Origin of the sequence: Pseudomonas fluorescens (assembly GCF_002022275.1) — a bacterium.
Taxonomy (GTDB): domain Bacteria; phylum Pseudomonadota; class Gammaproteobacteria; order Pseudomonadales; family Pseudomonadaceae; genus Aquipseudomonas; species Aquipseudomonas fluorescens_AJ.
Map to the genome: position 1 here is coordinate 52353 of NZ_MSDF01000007.1, position 18435 is coordinate 70787.

General features: G+C 62.0%; 19 protein-coding genes and 1 riboswitch. Of the genes, 3 read left to right on the forward strand and 16 right to left on the reverse strand.

Going from position 1 to position 18435, the window contains the following annotated elements; all coding sequences use genetic code 11:
• Nucleotides 1–12: 12 nt before the first annotated feature.
• From BFW87_RS02595 to cobO, 11 genes are all read right to left on the reverse strand, one after another.
• The gene (locus BFW87_RS02595; protein WP_078738421.1) at nt 13–417 is read right to left on the reverse strand and encodes a MarR family winged helix-turn-helix transcriptional regulator; all 405 of its coding nucleotides are present in this window, start codon (nt 415–417) and stop codon (nt 13–15) included.
• A gap of 42 nt (nt 418–459) precedes the next feature.
• Nucleotides 460–1188: an adenosylcobinamide-GDP ribazoletransferase gene (locus BFW87_RS02600; RefSeq protein ID WP_078738422.1), complete on the reverse strand. Its 729-nt coding sequence runs from the start codon at nt 1186–1188 to the stop codon at nt 460–462.
• Nucleotides 1189–1190: 2 nt separating this feature from the next.
• Nucleotides 1191–1766, reverse strand: a complete 576-nt coding sequence (gene cobC / locus BFW87_RS02605; protein ID WP_078738423.1) for an alpha-ribazole phosphatase family protein — start codon at nt 1764–1766, stop codon at nt 1191–1193.
• Entirely contained in the window at nt 1763–2818 is a 1056-nt protein-coding gene (gene cobT, locus BFW87_RS02610; protein WP_078738424.1) for a nicotinate-nucleotide--dimethylbenzimidazole phosphoribosyltransferase, read from the reverse strand. The genes cobC and cobT overlap by 4 nt, the downstream gene beginning before the upstream one ends.
• A complete protein-coding gene (cobU, locus tag BFW87_RS02615) occupies nt 2815–3336 on the reverse strand; it encodes a bifunctional adenosylcobinamide kinase/adenosylcobinamide-phosphate guanylyltransferase (RefSeq protein WP_078738425.1) in 522 nt (173 codons plus the stop codon). Before cobU ends, cobT begins: the two co-directional genes overlap by 4 nt.
• 562 nt (nt 3337–3898) lie before the next feature.
• Nucleotides 3899–5350, reverse strand: a complete 1452-nt coding sequence (locus tag BFW87_RS02625) for a cobyric acid synthase (RefSeq protein WP_078738426.1) — start codon at nt 5348–5350, stop codon at nt 3899–3901.
• Nucleotides 5347–6336 (reverse strand): threonine-phosphate decarboxylase CobD, encoded by a 990-nt coding sequence (cobD, locus tag BFW87_RS02630; protein WP_078738427.1) that lies wholly within the window; start codon nt 6334–6336, stop codon nt 5347–5349. Before cobD ends, BFW87_RS02625 begins: the two co-directional genes overlap by 4 nt.
• The gene (gene cbiB / locus BFW87_RS02635; RefSeq protein WP_078738428.1) at nt 6329–7237 is read right to left on the reverse strand and encodes an adenosylcobinamide-phosphate synthase CbiB; all 909 of its coding nucleotides are present in this window, start codon (nt 7235–7237) and stop codon (nt 6329–6331) included. The genes cobD and cbiB overlap by 8 nt, the downstream gene beginning before the upstream one ends.
• Entirely contained in the window at nt 7234–7884 is a 651-nt protein-coding gene (gene bluB, locus BFW87_RS02640; RefSeq protein ID WP_078738429.1) for a 5,6-dimethylbenzimidazole synthase, read from the reverse strand. Before bluB ends, cbiB begins: the two co-directional genes overlap by 4 nt.
• A complete protein-coding gene (locus tag BFW87_RS02645; RefSeq protein WP_078738430.1) occupies nt 7881–9272 on the reverse strand; it encodes a cobyrinate a,c-diamide synthase in 1392 nt (463 codons plus the stop codon). Before BFW87_RS02645 ends, bluB begins: the two co-directional genes overlap by 4 nt.
• Entirely contained in the window at nt 9269–9880 is a 612-nt protein-coding gene (cobO, locus tag BFW87_RS02650) for a cob(I)yrinic acid a,c-diamide adenosyltransferase (protein ID WP_078738431.1), read from the reverse strand. The genes BFW87_RS02645 and cobO overlap by 4 nt, the downstream gene beginning before the upstream one ends.
• Nucleotides 9881–9959: 79 nt before the next feature.
• Nucleotides 9960–10207, reverse strand: a riboswitch (cobalamin riboswitch).
• Between the two features lie 99 nt (nt 10208–10306).
• Between cobO and BFW87_RS02655 the strand changes: the two genes are divergently transcribed.
• A complete protein-coding gene (locus BFW87_RS02655; protein WP_078738432.1) occupies nt 10307–11620 on the forward strand; it encodes a PQQ-dependent sugar dehydrogenase in 1314 nt (437 codons plus the stop codon).
• A 148-nt stretch (nt 11621–11768) separates the two neighbouring features.
• Here BFW87_RS02655 and BFW87_RS02665 read toward each other — a convergent pair whose 3' ends face one another.
• The 5 genes from BFW87_RS02665 to BFW87_RS02685 form a co-directional block, all read right to left on the reverse strand.
• The gene (locus tag BFW87_RS02665; protein ID WP_078738434.1) at nt 11769–12308 is read right to left on the reverse strand and encodes a C40 family peptidase; all 540 of its coding nucleotides are present in this window, start codon (nt 12306–12308) and stop codon (nt 11769–11771) included.
• Between the two features lie 144 nt (nt 12309–12452).
• Nucleotides 12453–13082 carry a C40 family peptidase gene (locus BFW87_RS02670; protein ID WP_078738435.1) on the reverse strand — a complete coding sequence of 210 codons (630 nt, stop codon included), beginning with the start codon at nt 13080–13082 and terminating at the stop codon, nt 12453–12455.
• Nucleotides 13083–13295: 213 nt separating this feature from the next.
• Entirely contained in the window at nt 13296–14000 is a 705-nt protein-coding gene (gene hda, locus BFW87_RS02675; RefSeq protein WP_078738436.1) for a DnaA regulatory inactivator Hda, read from the reverse strand.
• Nucleotides 14001–14204: 204 nt separating this feature from the next.
• Nucleotides 14205–15278 (reverse strand): AI-2E family transporter, encoded by a 1074-nt coding sequence (locus tag BFW87_RS02680; protein WP_078738437.1) that lies wholly within the window; start codon nt 15276–15278, stop codon nt 14205–14207.
• Between the two features lie 62 nt (nt 15279–15340).
• Nucleotides 15341–16381, reverse strand: coding sequence for a DUF2066 domain-containing protein (locus BFW87_RS02685; protein ID WP_078738438.1), 1041 nt, complete (start codon nt 16379–16381; stop codon nt 15341–15343).
• Nucleotides 16382–16725: 344 nt separating this feature from the next.
• Here BFW87_RS02685 and purM point away from each other — a divergent pair, with 344 nt between their 5' ends.
• The gene (gene purM, locus BFW87_RS02690) at nt 16726–17784 is read left to right on the forward strand and encodes a phosphoribosylformylglycinamidine cyclo-ligase (protein WP_078738439.1); all 1059 of its coding nucleotides are present in this window, start codon (nt 16726–16728) and stop codon (nt 17782–17784) included.
• On the forward strand, nt 17784–18434 hold the full coding sequence (purN, locus tag BFW87_RS02695; protein ID WP_078738440.1) for a phosphoribosylglycinamide formyltransferase: 651 nt from the start codon (nt 17784–17786) through the stop codon (nt 18432–18434). The genes purM and purN overlap by 1 nt, the downstream gene beginning before the upstream one ends.
• Nucleotide 18435: the final 1 nt, after the last annotated feature.

An 18435-nucleotide genomic window follows, 5' to 3' on the forward strand; every position in this document is an offset into this window, starting at 1 on the left:
ACACACCCGCCCTCAGGCGAGTTCGTCCAGCAAGGCCAACAGGGTTTCGCGTTTTTCCGCGCCCAGTTGATCGATCAATTTTTGTTGCGCCGCCTCCCACGCCGGCAAGGCCGCCGCCAGGCGTTCTTCGCCCGCCTCGGTCAACTGCACCAGGCGGTTACGCAGGTCGTCGCCCTCGACCAGGCGCACCAGGCCCTCGCCTTCCAGCACGCGCAAATTGCGCCCCAGCGTACTGCGATCCAGGCCCATGGCGTCGGCCAGGCTGGAAATGCTCGGTTGGTCGAGGCGCTGCAGGTTACACAGCAGAGAATACTGAGCAACGTTGATCCCGAAGCCGTCGAGAGCGCCGTCGTAATGCCTGCTGACGCCACGCGCGGCGCGTCGCAGGTTGGTGCATAAACATTGGGAGGCAAGCATAGAGCGTGTATATACCCGGGATTAAGGAATTGCAAGAAAGCGTTACAACGCCAGGCCCACCAGAACCGCCATTTCCAGCAGCTCCAACAGGGCCCCGGCCGTGTCGCCGGTGGTGCCGCCCAACCGATTGACCATCAGTTGACGCAACCCGACAAAACAGACGGCCGCGAGCAGCACGGCGATTCCGCCACTGAAGCCGCCGATCAGGATACAGGCCAGGCCACTGAGGATCAGCACCTGTTGGCCGACAACCCTGGGTAAGTGATCCGACAAGGCCTGCCCCAAACCTCCTGCACGCACATAGCGCGTAGTGAGGAACAGCGCCAGCATCGAAGCCCGACCGATCAGCGGCGCAAGGATCAGCGCAGCGCCGTTGTGTTGCTCAATCAATGCCACCAGCGCGGTGAACTTGAGCAGCAACACCAGACCCAGGGTAACCACCGCAATCGGGCCGCTGCGCGGGTCTTTCATGATGGTCAGCGTGCGTTCGCGGTCGCCGAAGCCACCGAGCCAGGCGTCGGCGCTGTCGGCGAGGCCGTCCAGGTGCAAGCCGCCGCTGAGCAGCACCCAGGCCGTCAGCAACAGCGCCGCGTGCAGCAACAATGGCGCGCCCATCAGCACCGTGTTCAGGCCCCACAGCAGCAGCCCGAACAGCAAGCCTACCAGCGGGTAAAACAGCAACGAACGGCCCATTTCCTGCGGCTGCGGCATGCCCGGCAATTTTACGGGCAGACTGCTGAGAAATTGCAGGGCGATCATGAACGGCAGCATGCTCAGGCTCCTTCCTTCAACACACCATCTGCGCCGACCTGCAGGCTGAACAAGCCGCCGTGGCCGACGTCGATATTCAATAAGTGCTCGCGGGGCAAGCCTCGCGCCCGCGCCAGCAGCAACTTCATCACGCCACCATGACTGATCAGCAACACCCGCTCGCCGGCATACGCCTGATGCAGGCGTGAGACCGCGCCCAAAACACGTTCGGAAAAGTCGCTGACAGGTTCGCCGTTGGGCGGCGTAAAGCCGTAGGGGTCGGCCCAGAAAAGGCCAAGCCCTGCGGCGTCGGTTTCCATCAGCGCTGCCGCGCTCTGCCCTTCCCAGGCACCGAAGTGTAATTCCTGCAGGTCTTTTTCCAGACTGACCGGCACGTCGAGCCGTGCGCCCAACTCATGGGCAAACAGCGCGCAACGCTGCAGCGGCGAGCTGACCAAACGATCCCAGGGCCCCCGCGCCACCACGGCGGCGCGCATCTGCTCCCAGCCTCGGGCCGTCAACGCATCATCCAGACTGCCACGCAGGCCGCCACCCAGCTCGGTTTCGCCGTGACGCAGCAGGTCCAGGTGCAAGGTCATGCCGGGCGGTCTGCCACAGCGGCTTCAGCGAAGGTCGCCATCTGCCCGTGCAGCGCGCAGGCCAGGCGCAGCATCGGCACTGCCAGCGCCGCGCCGCTGCCTTCGCCCAGGCGCAGGCCGAGTTCCAGCAACGGCTGGGCGTCGAGGTGTTGCAGCACATGACGATGGCCCGGCTCGGCACCCCGATGACCAAACAGCAGCCACTCACGGGATGCCGGGTTCAGGCGCGTGGCGACCAGCGCGGCGACGGTGCAGATGAAACCATCCACCAGCACGGCGATGCCTTCCTGAGCACACGCCAGGTAAGCGCCGACCAGCGCAGCGATCTCAAAACCACCGAGGTTGAACAGGGTCTGCAATGCGTCGCCGCGTTGCCCGGCATGCAATGCGAGCGCACGTTCGATGACCGCGACTTTGTGGCTGACGCCCTGGGCATTCAAACCGGTACCGGGGCCCGTCAGGTCGATCACTTGGCAATCGAGCAAGGCACACGCCAGTGCACTCGCCGCCGTGGTGTTGCCGATGCCCATCTCGCCACCGATAAACAACTGCGCGCCCGATTCACGCGCACGCAGCACGCTGTCACGCCCCGCTTGCAGCGCCAGTCGCCCCTGGGCTTCGGTCATCGCCGGGCCCTTGACGAAGTTGGCGGTGCCCGCGCCGATATTCAGGTGACGCACACCCGGCAAGTTCAGCGACGGCGTGACCGTGCCGAGGTCGACCACTTCCAGTTGCGCACCCAACTGCCGCGCCAGCACGCTGATGGCCGCGCCGCCGGTGACGAAGTTATGCAGCATCTGCCCGGTCACTTCCTGGGGAAACGCCGAAACACCTTCGGCAACCACCCCATGATCACCGGCAAAAATCGCGATCCACAGTTGATCCACCGACGGTTTGACCTGACCTTGCAGCCCGGCCAGTTGCACCGCCAACGCCTCCAGCTGCCCGAGCGAGCCAGCCGGCTTAGTCAACTGCTGCTGGCGCGCCAGTGCTTGTTCATGTGCCAAGGCGTCAACTGCCTTGCAGGGATTGAGCCACCAGGAATCAGTCATAACGAGGTACCTTTCAATGTCAGGGGCAGGCCGGCAACCGTCAGGACAACACGCTGACACCGCTCGGCCAAGGCTTGATGCAGCCAACCGGCTTCATCCACATAGCGGCGAGTCAATTCGCCCAGCGGCACGACACCGAGACCGGTTTCGTTGCTGACAAAAATGATTTCACCCGGCAGCGACGCCAGGGTTTCCAACAACTGATCACGCTCAAACGCCAAGCGCGCCGGGTCTTCGAGCATCAGCAGATTGGTGAGCCAGAGGGTCAGGCAATCTACCAGCAGGCAACGATCCGCCGCGGCGTTTTCACGCAGCACCCGCGCCAGTTCGACGGGCTCTTCGATCAAACCCCAAGCGTCGGGCCGACGCTGGCGATGCAAAGCGACGCGCTCACTCATCTCCCCATCCAGCGGCTGGCTGGTGGCGATGTAGATGACCGGCAAACCGCTGTCGCCGGCGAGCTTTTCGGCCAGCCGGCTCTTGCCGGAACGGGCACCGCCGAGGATTAACTGAAGCATGTGGAGGTTCCTTTTTCGGCTGAATCATCGCCTGAGGCGGACGCTGTCCACGGTGGGGTGTCAATTGAATTGGGGGCGCGGCCATCGCAGGCAAGCCAGCTCCCACAGAGAAGCACAGCAGTGCTGGCTCTGGCTCTGGCTCTGGCTCTGGCTCTGGCTCTGGCTTTTGATTCTGCTTTTGACGTTGATCTCAGTCGCCCCGTAAAACCACGCTGGCCGAACGCAGGCTTGAATCTGTGGGTAACCCGGCAGGACGCCGGGTTAGCCGCGCTGGGCCAAGGATGGCCCATCGCGGCGGCCCACGGATTCAAGCCGGAGTGAGGGCACACCGAGCCTAGGCGAGGTGCCGAGTGGTGGGGCGAAGACCTTTTGCTTACTTTTGGGTCTTTCCAAAAGTGAGCCGCTGTAAGAGCGGAACCATAAGCCGCCGTTACCGCAGCAACGGATATATACACCGGCAGACCGCCTTCGCGAGCAAGCCCGCTCCCACATTTGGATGGTGGGGTGTCAGCTGGATTGGGGGCGCGGCCATCGCAGGCAAGCCAGCTCCCACACTTAACCATCAAATCCCACACAGCTTGCGCAACAGAGCGGTATCCAAATGGTTCTCCACCAAATCCGCCAACCGCTCGATATCCCGCTCGCGCAACGCGTGGTAATCCACCTCCTGCACATCCTGCAACCCAGCCCAACGCAACAACGCACTGCACGCCGCAGGCGTTTCGAACAGGCCATGCAGGTAGGTGCCGAAAATCTGCCCATCAGCACTCTGGGCGCCGTCACTGCGGCCATCGTCCAGCAACACCGCAGCCCGAGCCAGCGCATCACCCGACGTCACACCCGCATGAATCTCATAGCCGCTGACCTCAGCATCCTCCAGCAGCAAACGCCCGCGCACGTTACGCAGTTGTTTCTCTTCCTCAAGGGTCGTACTGAACGCCAACAGCCCCAGACCATCACTGGATCCAGCGGGTCCTTCCAGACCCAGCGGGTCATGCACCTGCTCGCCAAGCATCTGCAAACCACCACAAATTCCCAGCACCTTGCCGCCATAACGCAAATGCCGCGCCACGGCCGTGTCCCAGCCGTTGGCGCGCAAATACGCCAAATCACTGCGCACACTTTTCGAGCCCGGCAAAATAATCAGGTCCGCTGCAGGAATCGCCTGCCCCGGCCCCACAAACTGTAAATCCACCTGCGGATGCAAACGCAGCGGATCAAAATCCGTGTGGTTGCTGATGCGCGGCAACACCGGCACCACCACCTTGAGCACCTGCGCAGCCTTGTCGATCTGGCGCTGATCGATGCCGTCTTCAGCTTCCAGGTGCAGGTCCATCACATAGGGCAGCACACCCACCACCGGTTTGCCGGTGCGCGCCTCCAGCCAATCCAGCCCGGATTGCAACAACGCGATGTCGCCGCGAAAACGGTTGATGATGAACCCCTTGACCCGCGCCTGCTCAGTGGGCGACAGCAATTCAAGCGTGCCGACCAAGTGGGCAAACACGCCGCCACGGTTGATGTCGGCGATCAACAGCACCGGGCAATCCACTGCTTCGGCAAAGCCCATATTGGCGATGTCATTGGCGCGCAGGTTGATCTCTGCCGGCGAGCCGGCGCCTTCCACCATTACCACCGGGTAGGCTTCGCTCAACCGCGCGTGAGAGGCCAGCACCGCCTGCATCGCGATGGCTTTGTAGTCGTGATAGGCCACGGCGTTCATGCTGGTGACGGCCCGGCCGTGGATGATCACTTGGGAGCCGGTGTCGCTGTTGGGTTTGAGCAGCACCGGGTTCATGTCGGTGTGCGGCGCCAAATTGGCGGCCTGGGCCTGCACGGCCTGGGCGCGGCCGATTTCGCCGCCTTCAGCGGTCACAGCGCTGTTGAGCGCCATGTTCTGCGGTTTGAACGGCACCACGGCCACGCCCTGACGTACCAGCCAGCGACACAACGCGGTCACCAACGTACTTTTGCCGGCATCGGAGGTGGTGCCCTGCACCATCAGCGTACTCATGCGGCTTCCTTGTAGGCGCCGAGCGCTTGATCGAGCCGCAGCCAATCCGCCTCGGTATCAGGCAGACCGAACCGCAGGCTGCTGTCATGGATAAACAGGCGCAGCAGAATGCCGCGCTGGGCCATAAATTCGTGCAGCCGTTGCGCGTGAGGCGTGATCAGCCACTGGAACAACGCACAGCCGCCGTGAGGTTGAAAGCCGTGGCGCTCAAGCAGGTCAAACAAACGCTGACCGGACTCGATGCACCGTGCGCGCTGGCGTACATGCCCCGCGGTATCGCGCAGGCACACTTGGCCAAGTACCCGCGTCGGCCCGCTGACCGCCCATGGCCCGACTTGCTCGGCCAACAGTTTGAGCAACCTGCGCTCGGCCAGCACAAAGCCCAGACGCACACCAGCCAAACCGAAGAACTTGCCGAACGAGCGCAGCACAATCAGCCCGACTTGATGGGCCTGGCCTGCCAGGCTCAATTGGGGTGTGACGTCCATAAACGCTTCGTCCACCACCAGCCAGCCGCCGCGTTCCGCCAGGCGTGAGTGCCAGTCGAGCAAGCGTTGCGGGGCTAGGCTCAGACCCGTGGGGTTGTTGGGGTTGACCACGACCAGTACGTCAAGGCCGTCGAGGAAAAAATCGACCTCCTGCTCCTGTACTTCCCTCACAACGTACCCGGCGCGGCGCCAGGCTTCGGCGTGCTCGGCATAACACGGCGACAGCAAGCCGACCTTGCCCGTGCGACGCAGGCGCGGCAGCAACTGGATCGCCGCCTGGGAACCGGGCACTGGCAGGACATGGGGCGCGCCGTAATACTCGCTCGCGGCCTTCTCCAGGCCATCATCGGTTTCCGGCAGGCGTGCCCACGCGCGCAGCGGGATCTCGGGGATCGGCCAGGGCCAGGGCGCCAGGCCGCTGGACAAGTCGAGCCAGTCGGCCTCGGCAATCCCGTACTGCATCGCTGCCTTGCGCAGCCGGCCACCGTGTTCAAGCATAAAATTGCGCCCCCGCGCACAGGATCAGCAGCCACAACCATACGCCGCGCTGCACCAGTTGCCAGCCTCGGTCGATGGAGTCGGCATCCGCCACCGGGCCTTCGCCCAATGGTGGGCGCTGATGCAACTCGCCGTGATAAATCGCTGCGCCGCCCAACTCCACGCCCAAGGCGCCGGCACCGGCGGCCATCACTGGGCCGGCGTTGGGGCTGTCCCACGTCGGGCCCTGGGTACGCCAGCATTTAAGTGCCAGCCGGGTTTTGCCCAATACGGCGTAGGTCAACGCCACCAGACGCGCAGGAATATAGTTCAGCACGTCGTCGATTTTGGCCGCCGCCCAGCCGAAACGCTCAAAGCGCTCGTTGCGATAGCCCCACATGGCGTCGAGGGTGTTGCTCAGGCGATAGAGCACCACGCCCGGCACACCGGCGACCACAAACCAGAACAGCGCGGCGAACACCGCATCGCTGCCGTTCTCCAGCACCGACTCGGTGGCGGCGCGGGCGACTTCGGTGCTGTCCAGTTCACTGGTCTGGCGGCTGACCAGGTAGCTCACGCGTTTGCGCGCTTCATCCAGGTCACCACTTCGCAGGGCCTGAGCCACCGGGATCACATGTTCACCCAGACTGCGCATGCCGAGGGCGCAGTACAACGCCAGAATCTCCAGCACCCAGCCGATATACGGCGCCCACGACAAGGCCGTCGCCAGCAGGGTCAGCGGCACCACGGCAATAAACCACGCAGTCACGCCGTGGCTGCGCCAGCCACGGCCACCGGTATTGAAACGCTGCTCGATGCGCCCGGCGAAATTGCCGAACGCCACCAGCGGATGCCAGCGCTTTGGTTCGCCCAGCAGCGCGTCCAGCGCCACTGCCGCGACACACAGCAAGGCCACACTCATTGACTCACTCCCCACACATTTTCATACAACATGTCACTCAACGGCCGCGGTTCGGTCCAGCCTTCGAGTTGCAACATCGGTGCCGGATAGAACTCCGCTACCGGGCCCAGGCACAGCACCGCCAAGGGTTTTGCGCCGGGCGGCAAGCCCAGCAAGTCGGCCAGAGCCTGGGGCTCGAACAGGGAAACCCAGCCCATGCCGAGGCCTTCGACGCGTGCCGCCAGCCACAGATTCTGGATCGCACAGGACAACGACGCCATGTCCATTTCCGGCAAGGTGCGCCGGCCGAAAATGTGCCGCTCGCGATCATCCATCAGCGCCGCCACCAGTACCTCGGCGCAATCGTGGATGCCTTCGACCTTGAGTTTCATGAATTCGTCGGAGCGCTCGCCGAGGGCTTCGGCGGTGCGGATACGTTCTTCCTCCACCAACTGCTGAATTTGCCTACGCAGTGGACGGTCGCTGATGCGGATAAAGCGCCACGGCTGCATTAAACCGACGCTGGGCGCCTGGTGGGCAGCCTGGAGCAGGCGATGCAGCAGTTCGGGGGCGACGCTGCCACCGGTGAAATGGCGCATGTCGCGGCGTTCGGCGATGGCGCGGTAGACGGCTTGGCGGTCGGCTTGGGGGAAGGCGTTGTCGGTCATGGCCCTATCGCGGGCAAGCCCGCTCCCACAGTTGACCGAGTTGAAACACCCTCCAGTGTGGGAGCTGGCTTGCCTGCGATGGCGGCCTCCCGGTCCGGCGCAAACAATGCAGCCACCGCTGCCGGATTCGACGGAAAATAAAAGTGCACATAGGAAGCCGTCATCCGCCCCTGCCGATAAACCGCCTCGGCACCGCGCCCGCCATTCGGGCTCAGACCACGGGCAATCGGTTCCCACTCGGTGCTCGTCAAAGAATGATGATAAGTGTGGCCACGCAGCACGCCCTCCGGCAGCTCGACACTTTGCAGCGCCAGCGCCGCGAGCTTTTTCTGCATCACGGCATCGCCTTGCAGCAGGCCGACCAGTTCGGCGCGGGTGCCGTCCACGTCGGTGAGCGAGTCCAGCAGATAGAGCATGCCGCCGCATTCGGCGAGCAACGGTTTGCCGGCGGCGTGGTGCGCGCGAATCGCATCGAGCATCGGGGTATTTTCCGACAGCGCCGTGTGGTGCAATTCCGGGTAACCACCGGGCAGATAGAGACTGTCGGCGTCAGGCAATTCACGGTCGTGGATCGGTGAGAAAAAGTGCAGCTCAGCGCCCATCGCCCGTAGCAGGTCGAGACTGGCGCCGTAAGTGAAGGCGAAGGCCTCATCACGGGCCACAGCGATGCGCACGCCCTCGAGCAATGGCTCGGCCTGGATCACTTCAGGTGCGGCGAAGGTTACCGGCGGCGGCAAAGCGACTTCACAGCTGCTACCCAAGGCCTGAGCGGCGGCGTCCAGGCGGACGTCGAGGTCATTCAGTTCGCTGGCTTGCACCAGACCCAGATGACGACTCGGCAACTCAATCCCGGTTTCCCGGGACAGCGCGCCATACCAGCGCAGGCCTTCAGTGAGGCTGCCTTCCAGCAGTTGCGCATGGCGCAGGGTACCGACGCGGTTGGCCAGTACACCGGCGAACGGCAGATCGGGTTGATAACGCGCCAGACCAAGGGCCAGTGCGCCAAAGGTCTGTGCCATGGCCGTGCCGTCGATTACGCCAAGTACCGGCACACCGAAGTGCCGCGCCAGGTCAGCGCTGGACGGCGTGCCGTCGAACAGCCCCATCACGCCTTCAATCAGGATCAGGTCAGCCTCGCCTGCGGCTTCCCATAGCAAGCGGCGGCTTTCCTGCTCGCCGACCATCCACATGTCCAATTGATACACCGGGGCACCGCTGGCGCGCTCGTGGATCATCGGGTCGAGAAAGTCCGGCCCGCATTTGAACACGCGCACGTTGCGCCCCAGGTTGCGGTGCAAACGGGCGAGCGCGGCGGTGACGGTGGTTTTGCCCTGGCCGGACGCCGGTGCGGCGATCAGTACAGCTGGGCAATGACGGGGCTGGTTCAAAGTTCGACGCCCTTCTGTGCCTTGATCCCGGCCTGGAACGCGTGCTTGAGCATGCCCATTTCGGTGACGGTGTCGCCCAGTTCGATCATTTCAGGTATGGCGCCTCGGCCAGTGACTACCACGTGTTGCATTGGCGGGCGGGCTTGCAGGTCGCTAAGCACCTGATCGAGGTCCAGGTAGCCGTGCTTGAGGGCGATGTTGAGCTCGTCCAGCACCACCATGCCGATGGCAGGGTCTTGCAGCAATTCACGGGACACGGCCCACGCGGCTTCGGCGGCGGCGATGTCGCGCTGGCGATCCTGGGTTTCCCAGGTAAAGCCTTCGCCCATCACATGGAAGCGCACTTGCTCGGGGAAGCGCCGGAAGAACAGCTCTTCACCGGTACTGTTACGCCCTTTGATGAACTGCACCACGCCGCACTGCATGCCGTGGCCCATGGCGCGGGCGAGCATGCCAAACGCCGAGCTGCTCTTGCCTTTGCCGTTGCCGGTCAGCACCAGCAGCAATCCGCACTCGTTGGGGGAATTGGCGATGCGCTCATCGATCACGGCTTTTTTGCGCAGCATGCGCGCCAGATGGCGTTCGTCGCGGTCGGGGGTATCAGTCATGGCAGCGCTCCGTTGGGGCTGAACAAAAACGGCGGGCAGGAAAAAAGAAAAACAGACAGCCAAGCATCGCCCACCGTGATGCTGTTGGATGATCCAGGCCGGTCTCCGGGCTCATGAGTGGCGCGCTCTTACAGAGGGCGACCGACGATGCGCCTTCCCATATCGCGCGCGATACAGTGGCAAAAAGCACCGTTTTCACTCATTTACCGTTGCGGGGGCAGCGCCGGAATCGCGGCAGCACTGTGTACAAGTGCGCTCACTCACCGGCTTCCCTGTTTCACTCTGTCGACCCACGGGCCACAGAGCACCTGGAACAAGCCGCGAAGGTTAGTGGGTTGGGGGTGGAGCGTCAATTAAAGCTGGCCTCTCACTTGAACCATCCCACGGCCATGCTCCTCTACCCTTACAGGTATTCAGGAGAAAACCATGCATAAAACAAGACTTGCCTTACTGATCATGCTCGCAGGCACCCTCGCCGCGTGTGGAGAAAGCTCTACGCTGCAGGTTTCCGACGGTACCGGGCCTTCGCCCAAGCTGCCGGAGCCGAACAAGACGCTGATCCCCACCGTGAACATCGCTCCGGCGATCGGCTGGCCCGATGGCGTCAAGCCGACGGCCGCGGCGGGCACCCAAGTGGCCGCGTTTGCCGAAGGGCTGGATCACCCGCGCTGGCTGTATGTGTTGCCCAATGGCGATGTGCTGGTGGCAGAAACCAATGCACCGCCCAAGCCGGATGACTCCTCGGGCATACGCGGCTGGGTCATGGAAAAGGTCATGGGCCGTGCCGGTGCGGGCGTACCCAGCCCGAACCGCATCACGCTGCTGCGCGATGCCGACCACGACGGCGTTGCCGAGACGCGCACGGTGTTCCTGGAGAACCTGAATTCGCCCTTCGGCATGACGCTGGTCGGCAACGACCTGTATGTCGCGGATTCGGACAAACTGCTGCGTTTCCCCTATCAACCGGGCGAAACCGCAATCAAGGCCGCCGGCGCCACGGTCGTCGACCTGCCGGGCGGCAGCATCAACCACCACTGGACCAAAAACGTGGTGGCCAGTAAGGACGGCAGCAAGCTGTACGTGAGCGTGGGCTCCAACAGCAATGTCGGCGAAAACGGTCTGGAAGCGGAACAAGGCCGGGCGGCGATCTGGGAAGTTGACCGCGGCACGGGCCAGCACCGCATTTTCGCCTCGGGCCTGCGCAACCCCAATGGCATGGCCTGGGAACCGCAGAGCGGCAAGCTATGGACAGCGGTGAATGAGCGCGACGAGATCGGCAGCGACCTGGTGCCGGACTACATCACCTCGGTCAAGGACGGCGCGTTTTATGGCTGGCCGTTCAGCTATTACGGTCAGCATGTGGATGTGCGCGTGACCCCGCAAAACCCGGACCTGGTCGCCAAGGCGATCGCGCCGGATTACGCCGTCGGCCCGCATACGGCCTCGCTGGGCTTGACCTTCGCCGAGGGCAGCAAACTCCCGGCGCAATTCAGCAACGGCGCGTTTATCGGCCAGCACGGCTCGTGGAACCGCAAGCCGCACAGTGGCTACAAGGTGATCTTCGTGCCGTTTGAGGGTGGCCAACCCAAAGGGCAGCCGATGGATGTGCTGACCGGGTTCCTCAACAAAGACGAGAAAGCCATGGGCCGGCCGGTGGGTGTGGTGATTGATCAGCAGGGGGATTTGCTGGTGGCGGATGATGTGGGGAATAAGGTGTGGCGGGTGTCGGCGGTTAAATAGTCGATTTCAAGCACAACACAAAGCAAATGTGGGAGCTGGCTTGCCTGCGATAGCATCACCGCAGTGCAACTGATACACCGAGGTGACTGCATCGCAGGCAAGCCGGCTCCCACACAAGCCAGCTCCCACATTGATTTCGGTGTGCCTTTTACGGATTACGCGCCAGATTTGCCGGCAACACGCGCTTGGCACTCAGGTAGGCATTCTGCCAATAGGCCTTGGACAGGGTGTCCAGCTTCACTGTGCCGCCCGTTTGCGGCGCATGCACGAAGCGCCCTTCGCCGACGTAGATACCCGCGTGACTCACCTGCGAGCCTCCGCCGGTGGCGAAAAACAGCAAATCCCCCGTCTGCAGGTTCTGCTCGCTGACATCCTGAGCGCGCATCACGATCAGCTCACGCGTGGTACGTGGCAGGGAGATTCCAGCGGCATCGCGAAACACAAAGCCAATCAAACCACTGCAATCAAAACCCGAGTCCGGTGTGTTGCCGCCCCATCGATAAGGCGTGCCGACCAGGCCCAGCGCGCGAAAGAGCACGTCTTCGGCAGCAGGCGAGAAACTTTGGGTGGAATAGTTGAACACCGGCTTGGGTTTGACGGCTACGGGAGCCGGCGGCGGTGGACGGCTTGCGCAGGCGCTGAGGAGCGCGGCGCAAACGAGAAGAATAAGGCGGGCCGAGGTCGACATGTGCAGAACAATCCTGGTCTGGATGCGGCTTTCGCTGCCGAACGCTGAAAACCAGAACGCGCAAGCAAAGCTCGCGCGAACGGATTCCAACAATATCCAGGGATTCTAGCGCTTACACGTCAAACTTCAAGTATCACTTTAACTTTACTTGCTGGCGGTAACCGTAGTCGGGGCCATGGCGAGTGCGCGCTTGGCTTCGATGAAGGTTTTGCTCCAGTAGCTGTCACCCAGGTTGTCGACCCGAACACCACCACTGCGACGGCTGCTGGAGTGGATAAACTGGTTATCGCCCAAGTAGATACCGGCGTGACTGACACGACCACGGCCTGCTGTGCTAAAGAAAAGCAGATCACCGGGCTTGAGGTTGTTGCGTGCGACCAACGGTGCGTCCACGTTGATCATTTCGCGGGTGGAGCGCGGCAGATTCATGCCGGCCTCTTCACGAAACAGGTAGCCGATGAAGCCACTGCAGTCGAAACCGGCTTCAGAGGTACCGCCAAAACGGTAACGGGTACCGATCAGGGACATGCCGCGTTCGAGAATGCTGTCGGCGAGAACTGGAAGCTGGTAAGGCTTGTTGCCGGCGAAGTCGGCTAGTTCTTTTTCAGTTGCGATCTCTTCCTGGTAAACAGTGGAAGATTGCGATGCAACAAATTTTGCCTGGGACTGTTGTTGGTTTTTTTGCTGCTCGACCACCTGTTGAGGGTGGGAGGCGCAACCAAACAACAGGGTTACGAGTGCGAGTGGCACGAGGGGTGCGAAGCGATTTAGCATGGGCACGACCGTGGCTGATATGTAAAGAAGTCGAGACTATGCCCACTATCACATCGATTTGCAAATTCAATCGTGATCTATGTGACTTCTTGTTTGGACTATGACATCTAAGCCCTTAACACCCATTTCTTGCCATTTGCGTGGTCAAACCGGCCAAAACGCAGGTTTTCTGGCGCCTGTAATATGCCGAAAGCCTTGAAATGACTGGGCTGGCTACCAGCCGAGGGTTTCTTTAAGGAAGGGAATGGTGAGCTTGCGCTGAGCCTGCAAAGAGGCCTGATCGAGCTGTTCGAGCAAATCGAACAACGCGCTCATGCTGCGGGTGCCACGGGTGAGGATAAAATGCCCCACTTCGTCGGTCAGGTGCAAACCGCGACGGGAAGCGCGCAATTGCAAGGCGCGCAATTTGTCTTCGTCGGACAAGGGGCGCATCTGGAAGATCAGCGCCAGGGTCAGGCGCGATTTGAGATCCGCGAGCTTCACCGGCAGCTCACGCGGCGAGGTCGAAGCGGCAATCAACAAGCGCCGGCCGCTGTCACGCAGGCGGTTGAACAGGTGAAACAGCGCCTCTTCCCACTCCGCCTTGCCGGCGATTGCCTGCAAGTCATCCAGGCACACCAACTCGTATTGTTCGAGCTGGTCGAAAATGCCGATACCGCGGTCCATCAACTCAGCCAGCGGCAGGTACACCGCCGGTTCGCCCATCTGCTCGAAACGCAGGCACGCCGCCTGCAACAGGTGGGTACGCCCCACGCCGTGTTTGCCCCACAGATAGATCAGGCTTTCCGTCCACCCGGCGTCGGCTTCGCATAGCCGCTCGACATAGCCGAGTGCAGCGGCATTGGCGCCTGGGTAGTAGTTGATGAAGGTGGCGTCGTCACGCAGACGCACACCCAAGGGCAGCTGAATCGGTTTCATGCTGACTGAACGGCTCCAAACGAACCGTTAGTGGCCTCTGTGTAAAGTTTGCAAAGTTTATACCCGTGACGCCGGGCGCACAATGCAGCAGACCACAAGCAAAATCAAAGGTTTGCGTTAACTTGCGGTGATTTGCGCAAATTGTTTGACACCCTGCCCCCAGAAACAACAAACCCGGCCGGAGCCGGGTTTGTGATGCATCGGTTACAAGTCGGGGTCTTCAACCCCGGTATACACATCCGAATCCTTGTACAGATCGTGCACATGGCGCACCAACACCATGATCACCGCCGCCACCGGCAGCGCCAGCAGAATGCCGGTAAAGCCGAACAGCTCACCGCCGGCAAGGATCGCAAAGATCACCGCCACCGGGTGCAGGCCGATCCGGTCGCCAACCAGCAACGGGGTCAGCACCATGCCTTCCAGGGCCTGCCCAACCATGAACACCGCGACAATCCCCAGCATCGGGTACAGGTCACCGCCAAACTGGAACAACCCGGCCACCAAGGCCGCGCCGATACCGATCACGAAGCCCATGTACGGCACAATAGCCGCCAGACCTGCGATCAAGCCGATCAACAGACCCAGCTCCAGCCCGATCGCCATCAGGCCTGCGGCATAGATAATCCCCAAGGCCAGCATCACCAGCAACTGGCCGCGTACGAACGCTCCCAGCACCTCGTGGCACTCCTCCGCCAGGGAGACGATGCGCTCTTCGCTGTTGCGTGGCAGCAGGCTGCGGATCTTGGCCATCATGATGTCCCAGTCGCGCAGCAAGTAGAACGCCACCACCGGGATCAGCACGAGGTTGGTCAGCCAGCCGATCAGCGCCAGGCTGGACGCCGTGGCCTGACTGAGCACCACACCGACGATGTCAGTGGTCTGGCCCATATGCTCGCTGATTGCCGCCTTGACCTTGTCGAACTTCCAGAAGCCATCTGCCAGCCCCAACTTGGCCTGAGCCCACGGCATGGCCGTGTGCTGCAGCCAGTCGAGCATCTGTGGCGCCAGCTCATACAGGCGGAACAACTGCTTGGCCAACATGGGCACCAACACCAGCACCAACGCGGTGACGATCAAGGTGAACAGCGCAAACACCGCCACCACGCCCCAGGTACGCGACAGGCCGGCTTTCTCCAGGCGATCCACCACGGGATCGAACAGATAGGCGAGCAGCAACGCCACCAGGAACGGCGTCAGAATCGAATGCAGCAAGAACACAAATACGCACAGCAGGACAATCCCGCCAAGCCACACCCAACGACGCGAATCCGCCATATACCGCTCCTTCTGTTTATCTATTGCCCGCTTCTATATATAGAAGGAAGACCACTTGGCACTTACCAATGAAAACGCAGTTGCGCCTGAGGCTCAGGGGCAGCAGGCGGCTGAGTACCGTCCGCCACCGGTTGCTGCGCAGGCGCCTCACCCGCTGGCACCTCCGTCAACTTGGCCAAGCTCAACTGGGTCCGTAACTGATCGGCACTGCCGTTGACGCGATACACAATCCGATTGCCATCCACGAGCTGCAACTGACCGCCAAACGGCTCCAGCAGGTGACCCAGCGCGGCATAACGCTCCAGGGTCATGCCCTGTACTTCGAGCAATTGTTCAGTGCTGACGCCCGGTTTGACGGCAAAGCGCGGCGCCAGCTTTTGGCTGACCGCTAGCATCACGGCATCGGCCACTGCGCCAGTGTCAGCGCCCTGAGCGGTGCCCTGCTCACTCTTGTCACCCAACCACAGGCGCCATTTGGCCTGCCATTGATTGCCGTCCTGTCGCGCATGCACAGCGAGCAACGCATCGGCGCCATAACGTTCGGAAGCGGCGCGCAGAGGCGTGGCATCGGCGCTTTCAAGATTCGGTGCAGTGGCGACCACTTGTTCTTCCAGGTCACCTAAAGGCAAGCGCAGCGGCAAACCACGGTGCTGGGCCGCACGGCGCAGAGACTGGGCGACGGCCTGGCCATCGCCGATCAGGCTGCTGCCTTCAGTTGAGTCGTTGAGCCACCAGCCGAGGATCGACGGCCGATTGCTGCCCCACAGCGACAGGTCGGCCTCGCGCAGTGCGCGGTCGGTGCTGACCGGGTCGAAATCCACTTGCAGGCTTTCCGGCGGGCCGGCGTCGTAGCCGTATTGGCTGATGATTTGTTGCGGGTCCTTGCGAATCGCCGCCAGGCCTGGGCCATCGGCGGCCTTGGCGTCGCCAGTCAGGCGAATCACCAGGGTTTGCACGGCGCGCTGGGTGGCCTGGTCGCGCTCTTGGGGCGACTGGCTGCTCACCGGTTCAAGTACTTGATAGAGACCATTGAGGGTTTCGGCATGACTCGCCAGGCTGACAAAGGACAAGCAACCTACAAAAAAGAATTTACACAGACGCATGGAAGATTCCCGAACGACAAATTTAGCGGCTGGAACAGACCGCGTGAACTCGGCTTGGCAAGGCTGTGACAGCAGCCACCGGTAAAACATTCACAGGGTCCTGGTAAGTTTTCATGCTGTCATAACGATAGCGGATTCAAGGCTATACCTTAATACGTGCCGGAACAGGCCCGAATAGCATTTTTTTAACACCATATAGCCCTGCCCGTCGGCCCGAGGATGGCCGCTGCCCCTCAAGCCTGATAAAATCGCGCGCCTTCGCAGACCGTCAACGGCTGAGCCTCTTCATTGAAAGCCCTGCCAGCCCGGTCGTTACCCCTGAATCCCCCCTAAAGGCCTGGATCATGAGCAAGCAACCCTCCCTGAGCTACAAGGACGCCGGTGTAGACATCGACGCCGGTGAAGCATTGGTCGAACGCATCAAGAGCGTCGCCAAGCGCACCGCGCGCCCTGAAGTCATGGGCGGCCTGGGCGGTTTTGGCGCCCTCTGCGAAATCCCAGCCGGCTACAAGCAGCCTGTGTTGGTCTCCGGCACCGACGGCGTGGGCACCAAGCTGCGTCTGGCGTTGAACCTGAACAAGCACGACAGCATCGGCATCGACCTGGTTGCCATGTGCGTCAACGACCTGGTGGTGTGTGGCGCCGAGCCGCTGTTCTTCCTCGACTACTACGCCACCGGCAAGCTCAATGTCGAGACCGCGACCCAGGTCGTGACCGGCATCGGCGCTGGCTGCGAGCTGTCGGGTTGCTCCCTGGTCGGCGGCGAAACCGCTGAAATGCCTGGCATGTACGAAGGCGAAGACTACGACCTGGCCGGTTTCTGCGTCGGTGTTGTAGAAAAATCCGAAATCATCGACGGCTCCAAAGTCGCTGCCGGTGACGCCCTGCTCGCCCTGCCATCCTCCGGCCCGCACTCCAACGGTTACTCGTTGATCCGCAAGATCATCGAAGTGTCCGGCGCCGACATCGAAAATACCCAGCTCGACGGCAAGCCACTGACCGACCTGCTGATGGCCCCGACGCGCATCTACGTCAAGCCACTGCTCAAGCTGATCAAGGACACTGGCGCGGTTAAAGCCATGGCCCACATCACCGGCGGCGGCTTGCTGGACAACATCCCGCGCGTGCTGCCAAAAGGCGCTCAGGCGATTGTCGACGTAGCAAGCTGGACGCGCCCTGCCGTGTTCGACTGGCTGCAAGAAAAAGGCAACGTTGATGAAAACGAAATGCACCGCGTGCTGAACTGCGGCGTGGGCATGGTCATCTGCGTGGCTCAAGAGCACGTTGAAACCGCCCTGAACGTACTGCGTGAAGCGGGCGAGCAGCCTTGGGTCATCGGCCAGATCGCGACTGCCCCGGAAGGCGCGGCTCAGGTCGAACTGAAAAACCTCAAGGCTCATTAATGTCTGAGACCTGTGATGTCGTGGTGCTGCTTTCCGGCACCGGCAGTAACTTGCAGGCCTTGATCGACAGCACGCGTACCGGCGACAGCCCGGTGCGCATCGCTGCGGTGATTTCCAACCGCAGCGACGCCTACGGCCTGCAACGCGCCAGGGACGCGGGCATCGACACCCGCTCGCTGGATCACAAGGCGTTCGACGGCCGCGAAGCCTTCGACAGCGCCTTGATCGAACTGATCGACGCCTTCAACCCCAAACTCGTGGTCCTCGCCGGCTTCATGCGCATCCTCAGCGCCGATTTCGTGCAGCATTACGAAGGGCGCCTGCTCAATATCCACCCTTCCCTGCTGCCCAAGTACAAAGGCATGCACACCCACCAGCGTGCGCTTGATGCCGGCGACAGCGAGCATGGCTGCAGCGTGCACTTCGTCACCGAGGAACTCGATGGCGGGCCTCTGGTCGTACAGGCAGTGGTTCCGGTAGAGTCTGCAGACTCGGCGCAGACACTTGCGCAACGGGTTCACATCCAGGAACACAAAATTTATCCACTGGCTGTTCGCTGGTTCGCCGAGGGCCGGTTGATTCTCTGTGAACAGGGTGCATTATTGGACGGTCAGTTACTCGCGGCCTGCGGCCACTTGATTCGAACCTAGG

Bases quoted from the DNA above. Each gene is read 5' to 3' on its own strand.
- BFW87_RS02595 (WP_078738421.1), bottom strand. From the start codon at position 417: ATGCTTGCCTCCCAATGTTTATGCACCAACCTGCGACGCGCCGCGCGT.
- purN (WP_078738440.1), top strand. From the start codon at position 17,784: ATGTCTGAGACCTGTGATGTCGTGGTGCTGCTTTCCGGCACCGGCAGT.
- bluB (WP_078738429.1), bottom strand. From the start codon at position 7,884: ATGACCGACAACGCCTTCCCCCAAGCCGACCGCCAAGCCGTCTACCGC.
- hda (WP_078738436.1), bottom strand. From the start codon at position 14,000: ATGAAACCGATTCAGCTGCCCTTGGGTGTGCGTCTGCGTGACGACGCC.
- cobC (WP_078738423.1), bottom strand. From the start codon at position 1,766: ATGACCTTGCACCTGGACCTGCTGCGTCACGGCGAAACCGAGCTGGGT.
- purM (WP_078738439.1), top strand. From the start codon at position 16,726: ATGAGCAAGCAACCCTCCCTGAGCTACAAGGACGCCGGTGTAGACATC.
- BFW87_RS02665 (WP_078738434.1), bottom strand. From the start codon at position 12,308: ATGTCGACCTCGGCCCGCCTTATTCTTCTCGTTTGCGCCGCGCTCCTC.
- cobO (WP_078738431.1), bottom strand. From the start codon at position 9,880: ATGACTGATACCCCCGACCGCGACGAACGCCATCTGGCGCGCATGCTG.
- BFW87_RS02680 (WP_078738437.1), bottom strand. From the start codon at position 15,278: ATGGCGGATTCGCGTCGTTGGGTGTGGCTTGGCGGGATTGTCCTGCTG.
- cbiB (WP_078738428.1), bottom strand. From the start codon at position 7,237: ATGAGTGTGGCCTTGCTGTGTGTCGCGGCAGTGGCGCTGGACGCGCTG.
- cobD (WP_078738427.1), bottom strand. From the start codon at position 6,336: ATGCTTGAACACGGTGGCCGGCTGCGCAAGGCAGCGATGCAGTACGGG.
- cobT (WP_078738424.1), bottom strand. From the start codon at position 2,818: ATGACTGATTCCTGGTGGCTCAATCCCTGCAAGGCAGTTGACGCCTTG.
- BFW87_RS02600 (WP_078738422.1), bottom strand. From the start codon at position 1,188: ATGCTGCCGTTCATGATCGCCCTGCAATTTCTCAGCAGTCTGCCCGTA.
- BFW87_RS02625 (WP_078738426.1), bottom strand. From the start codon at position 5,350: ATGAGTACGCTGATGGTGCAGGGCACCACCTCCGATGCCGGCAAAAGT.
- BFW87_RS02670 (WP_078738435.1), bottom strand. From the start codon at position 13,082: ATGCTAAATCGCTTCGCACCCCTCGTGCCACTCGCACTCGTAACCCTG.
- BFW87_RS02685 (WP_078738438.1), bottom strand. From the start codon at position 16,381: ATGCGTCTGTGTAAATTCTTTTTTGTAGGTTGCTTGTCCTTTGTCAGC.
- BFW87_RS02655 (WP_078738432.1), top strand. From the start codon at position 10,307: ATGCATAAAACAAGACTTGCCTTACTGATCATGCTCGCAGGCACCCTC.
- cobU (WP_078738425.1), bottom strand. From the start codon at position 3,336: ATGCTTCAGTTAATCCTCGGCGGTGCCCGTTCCGGCAAGAGCCGGCTG.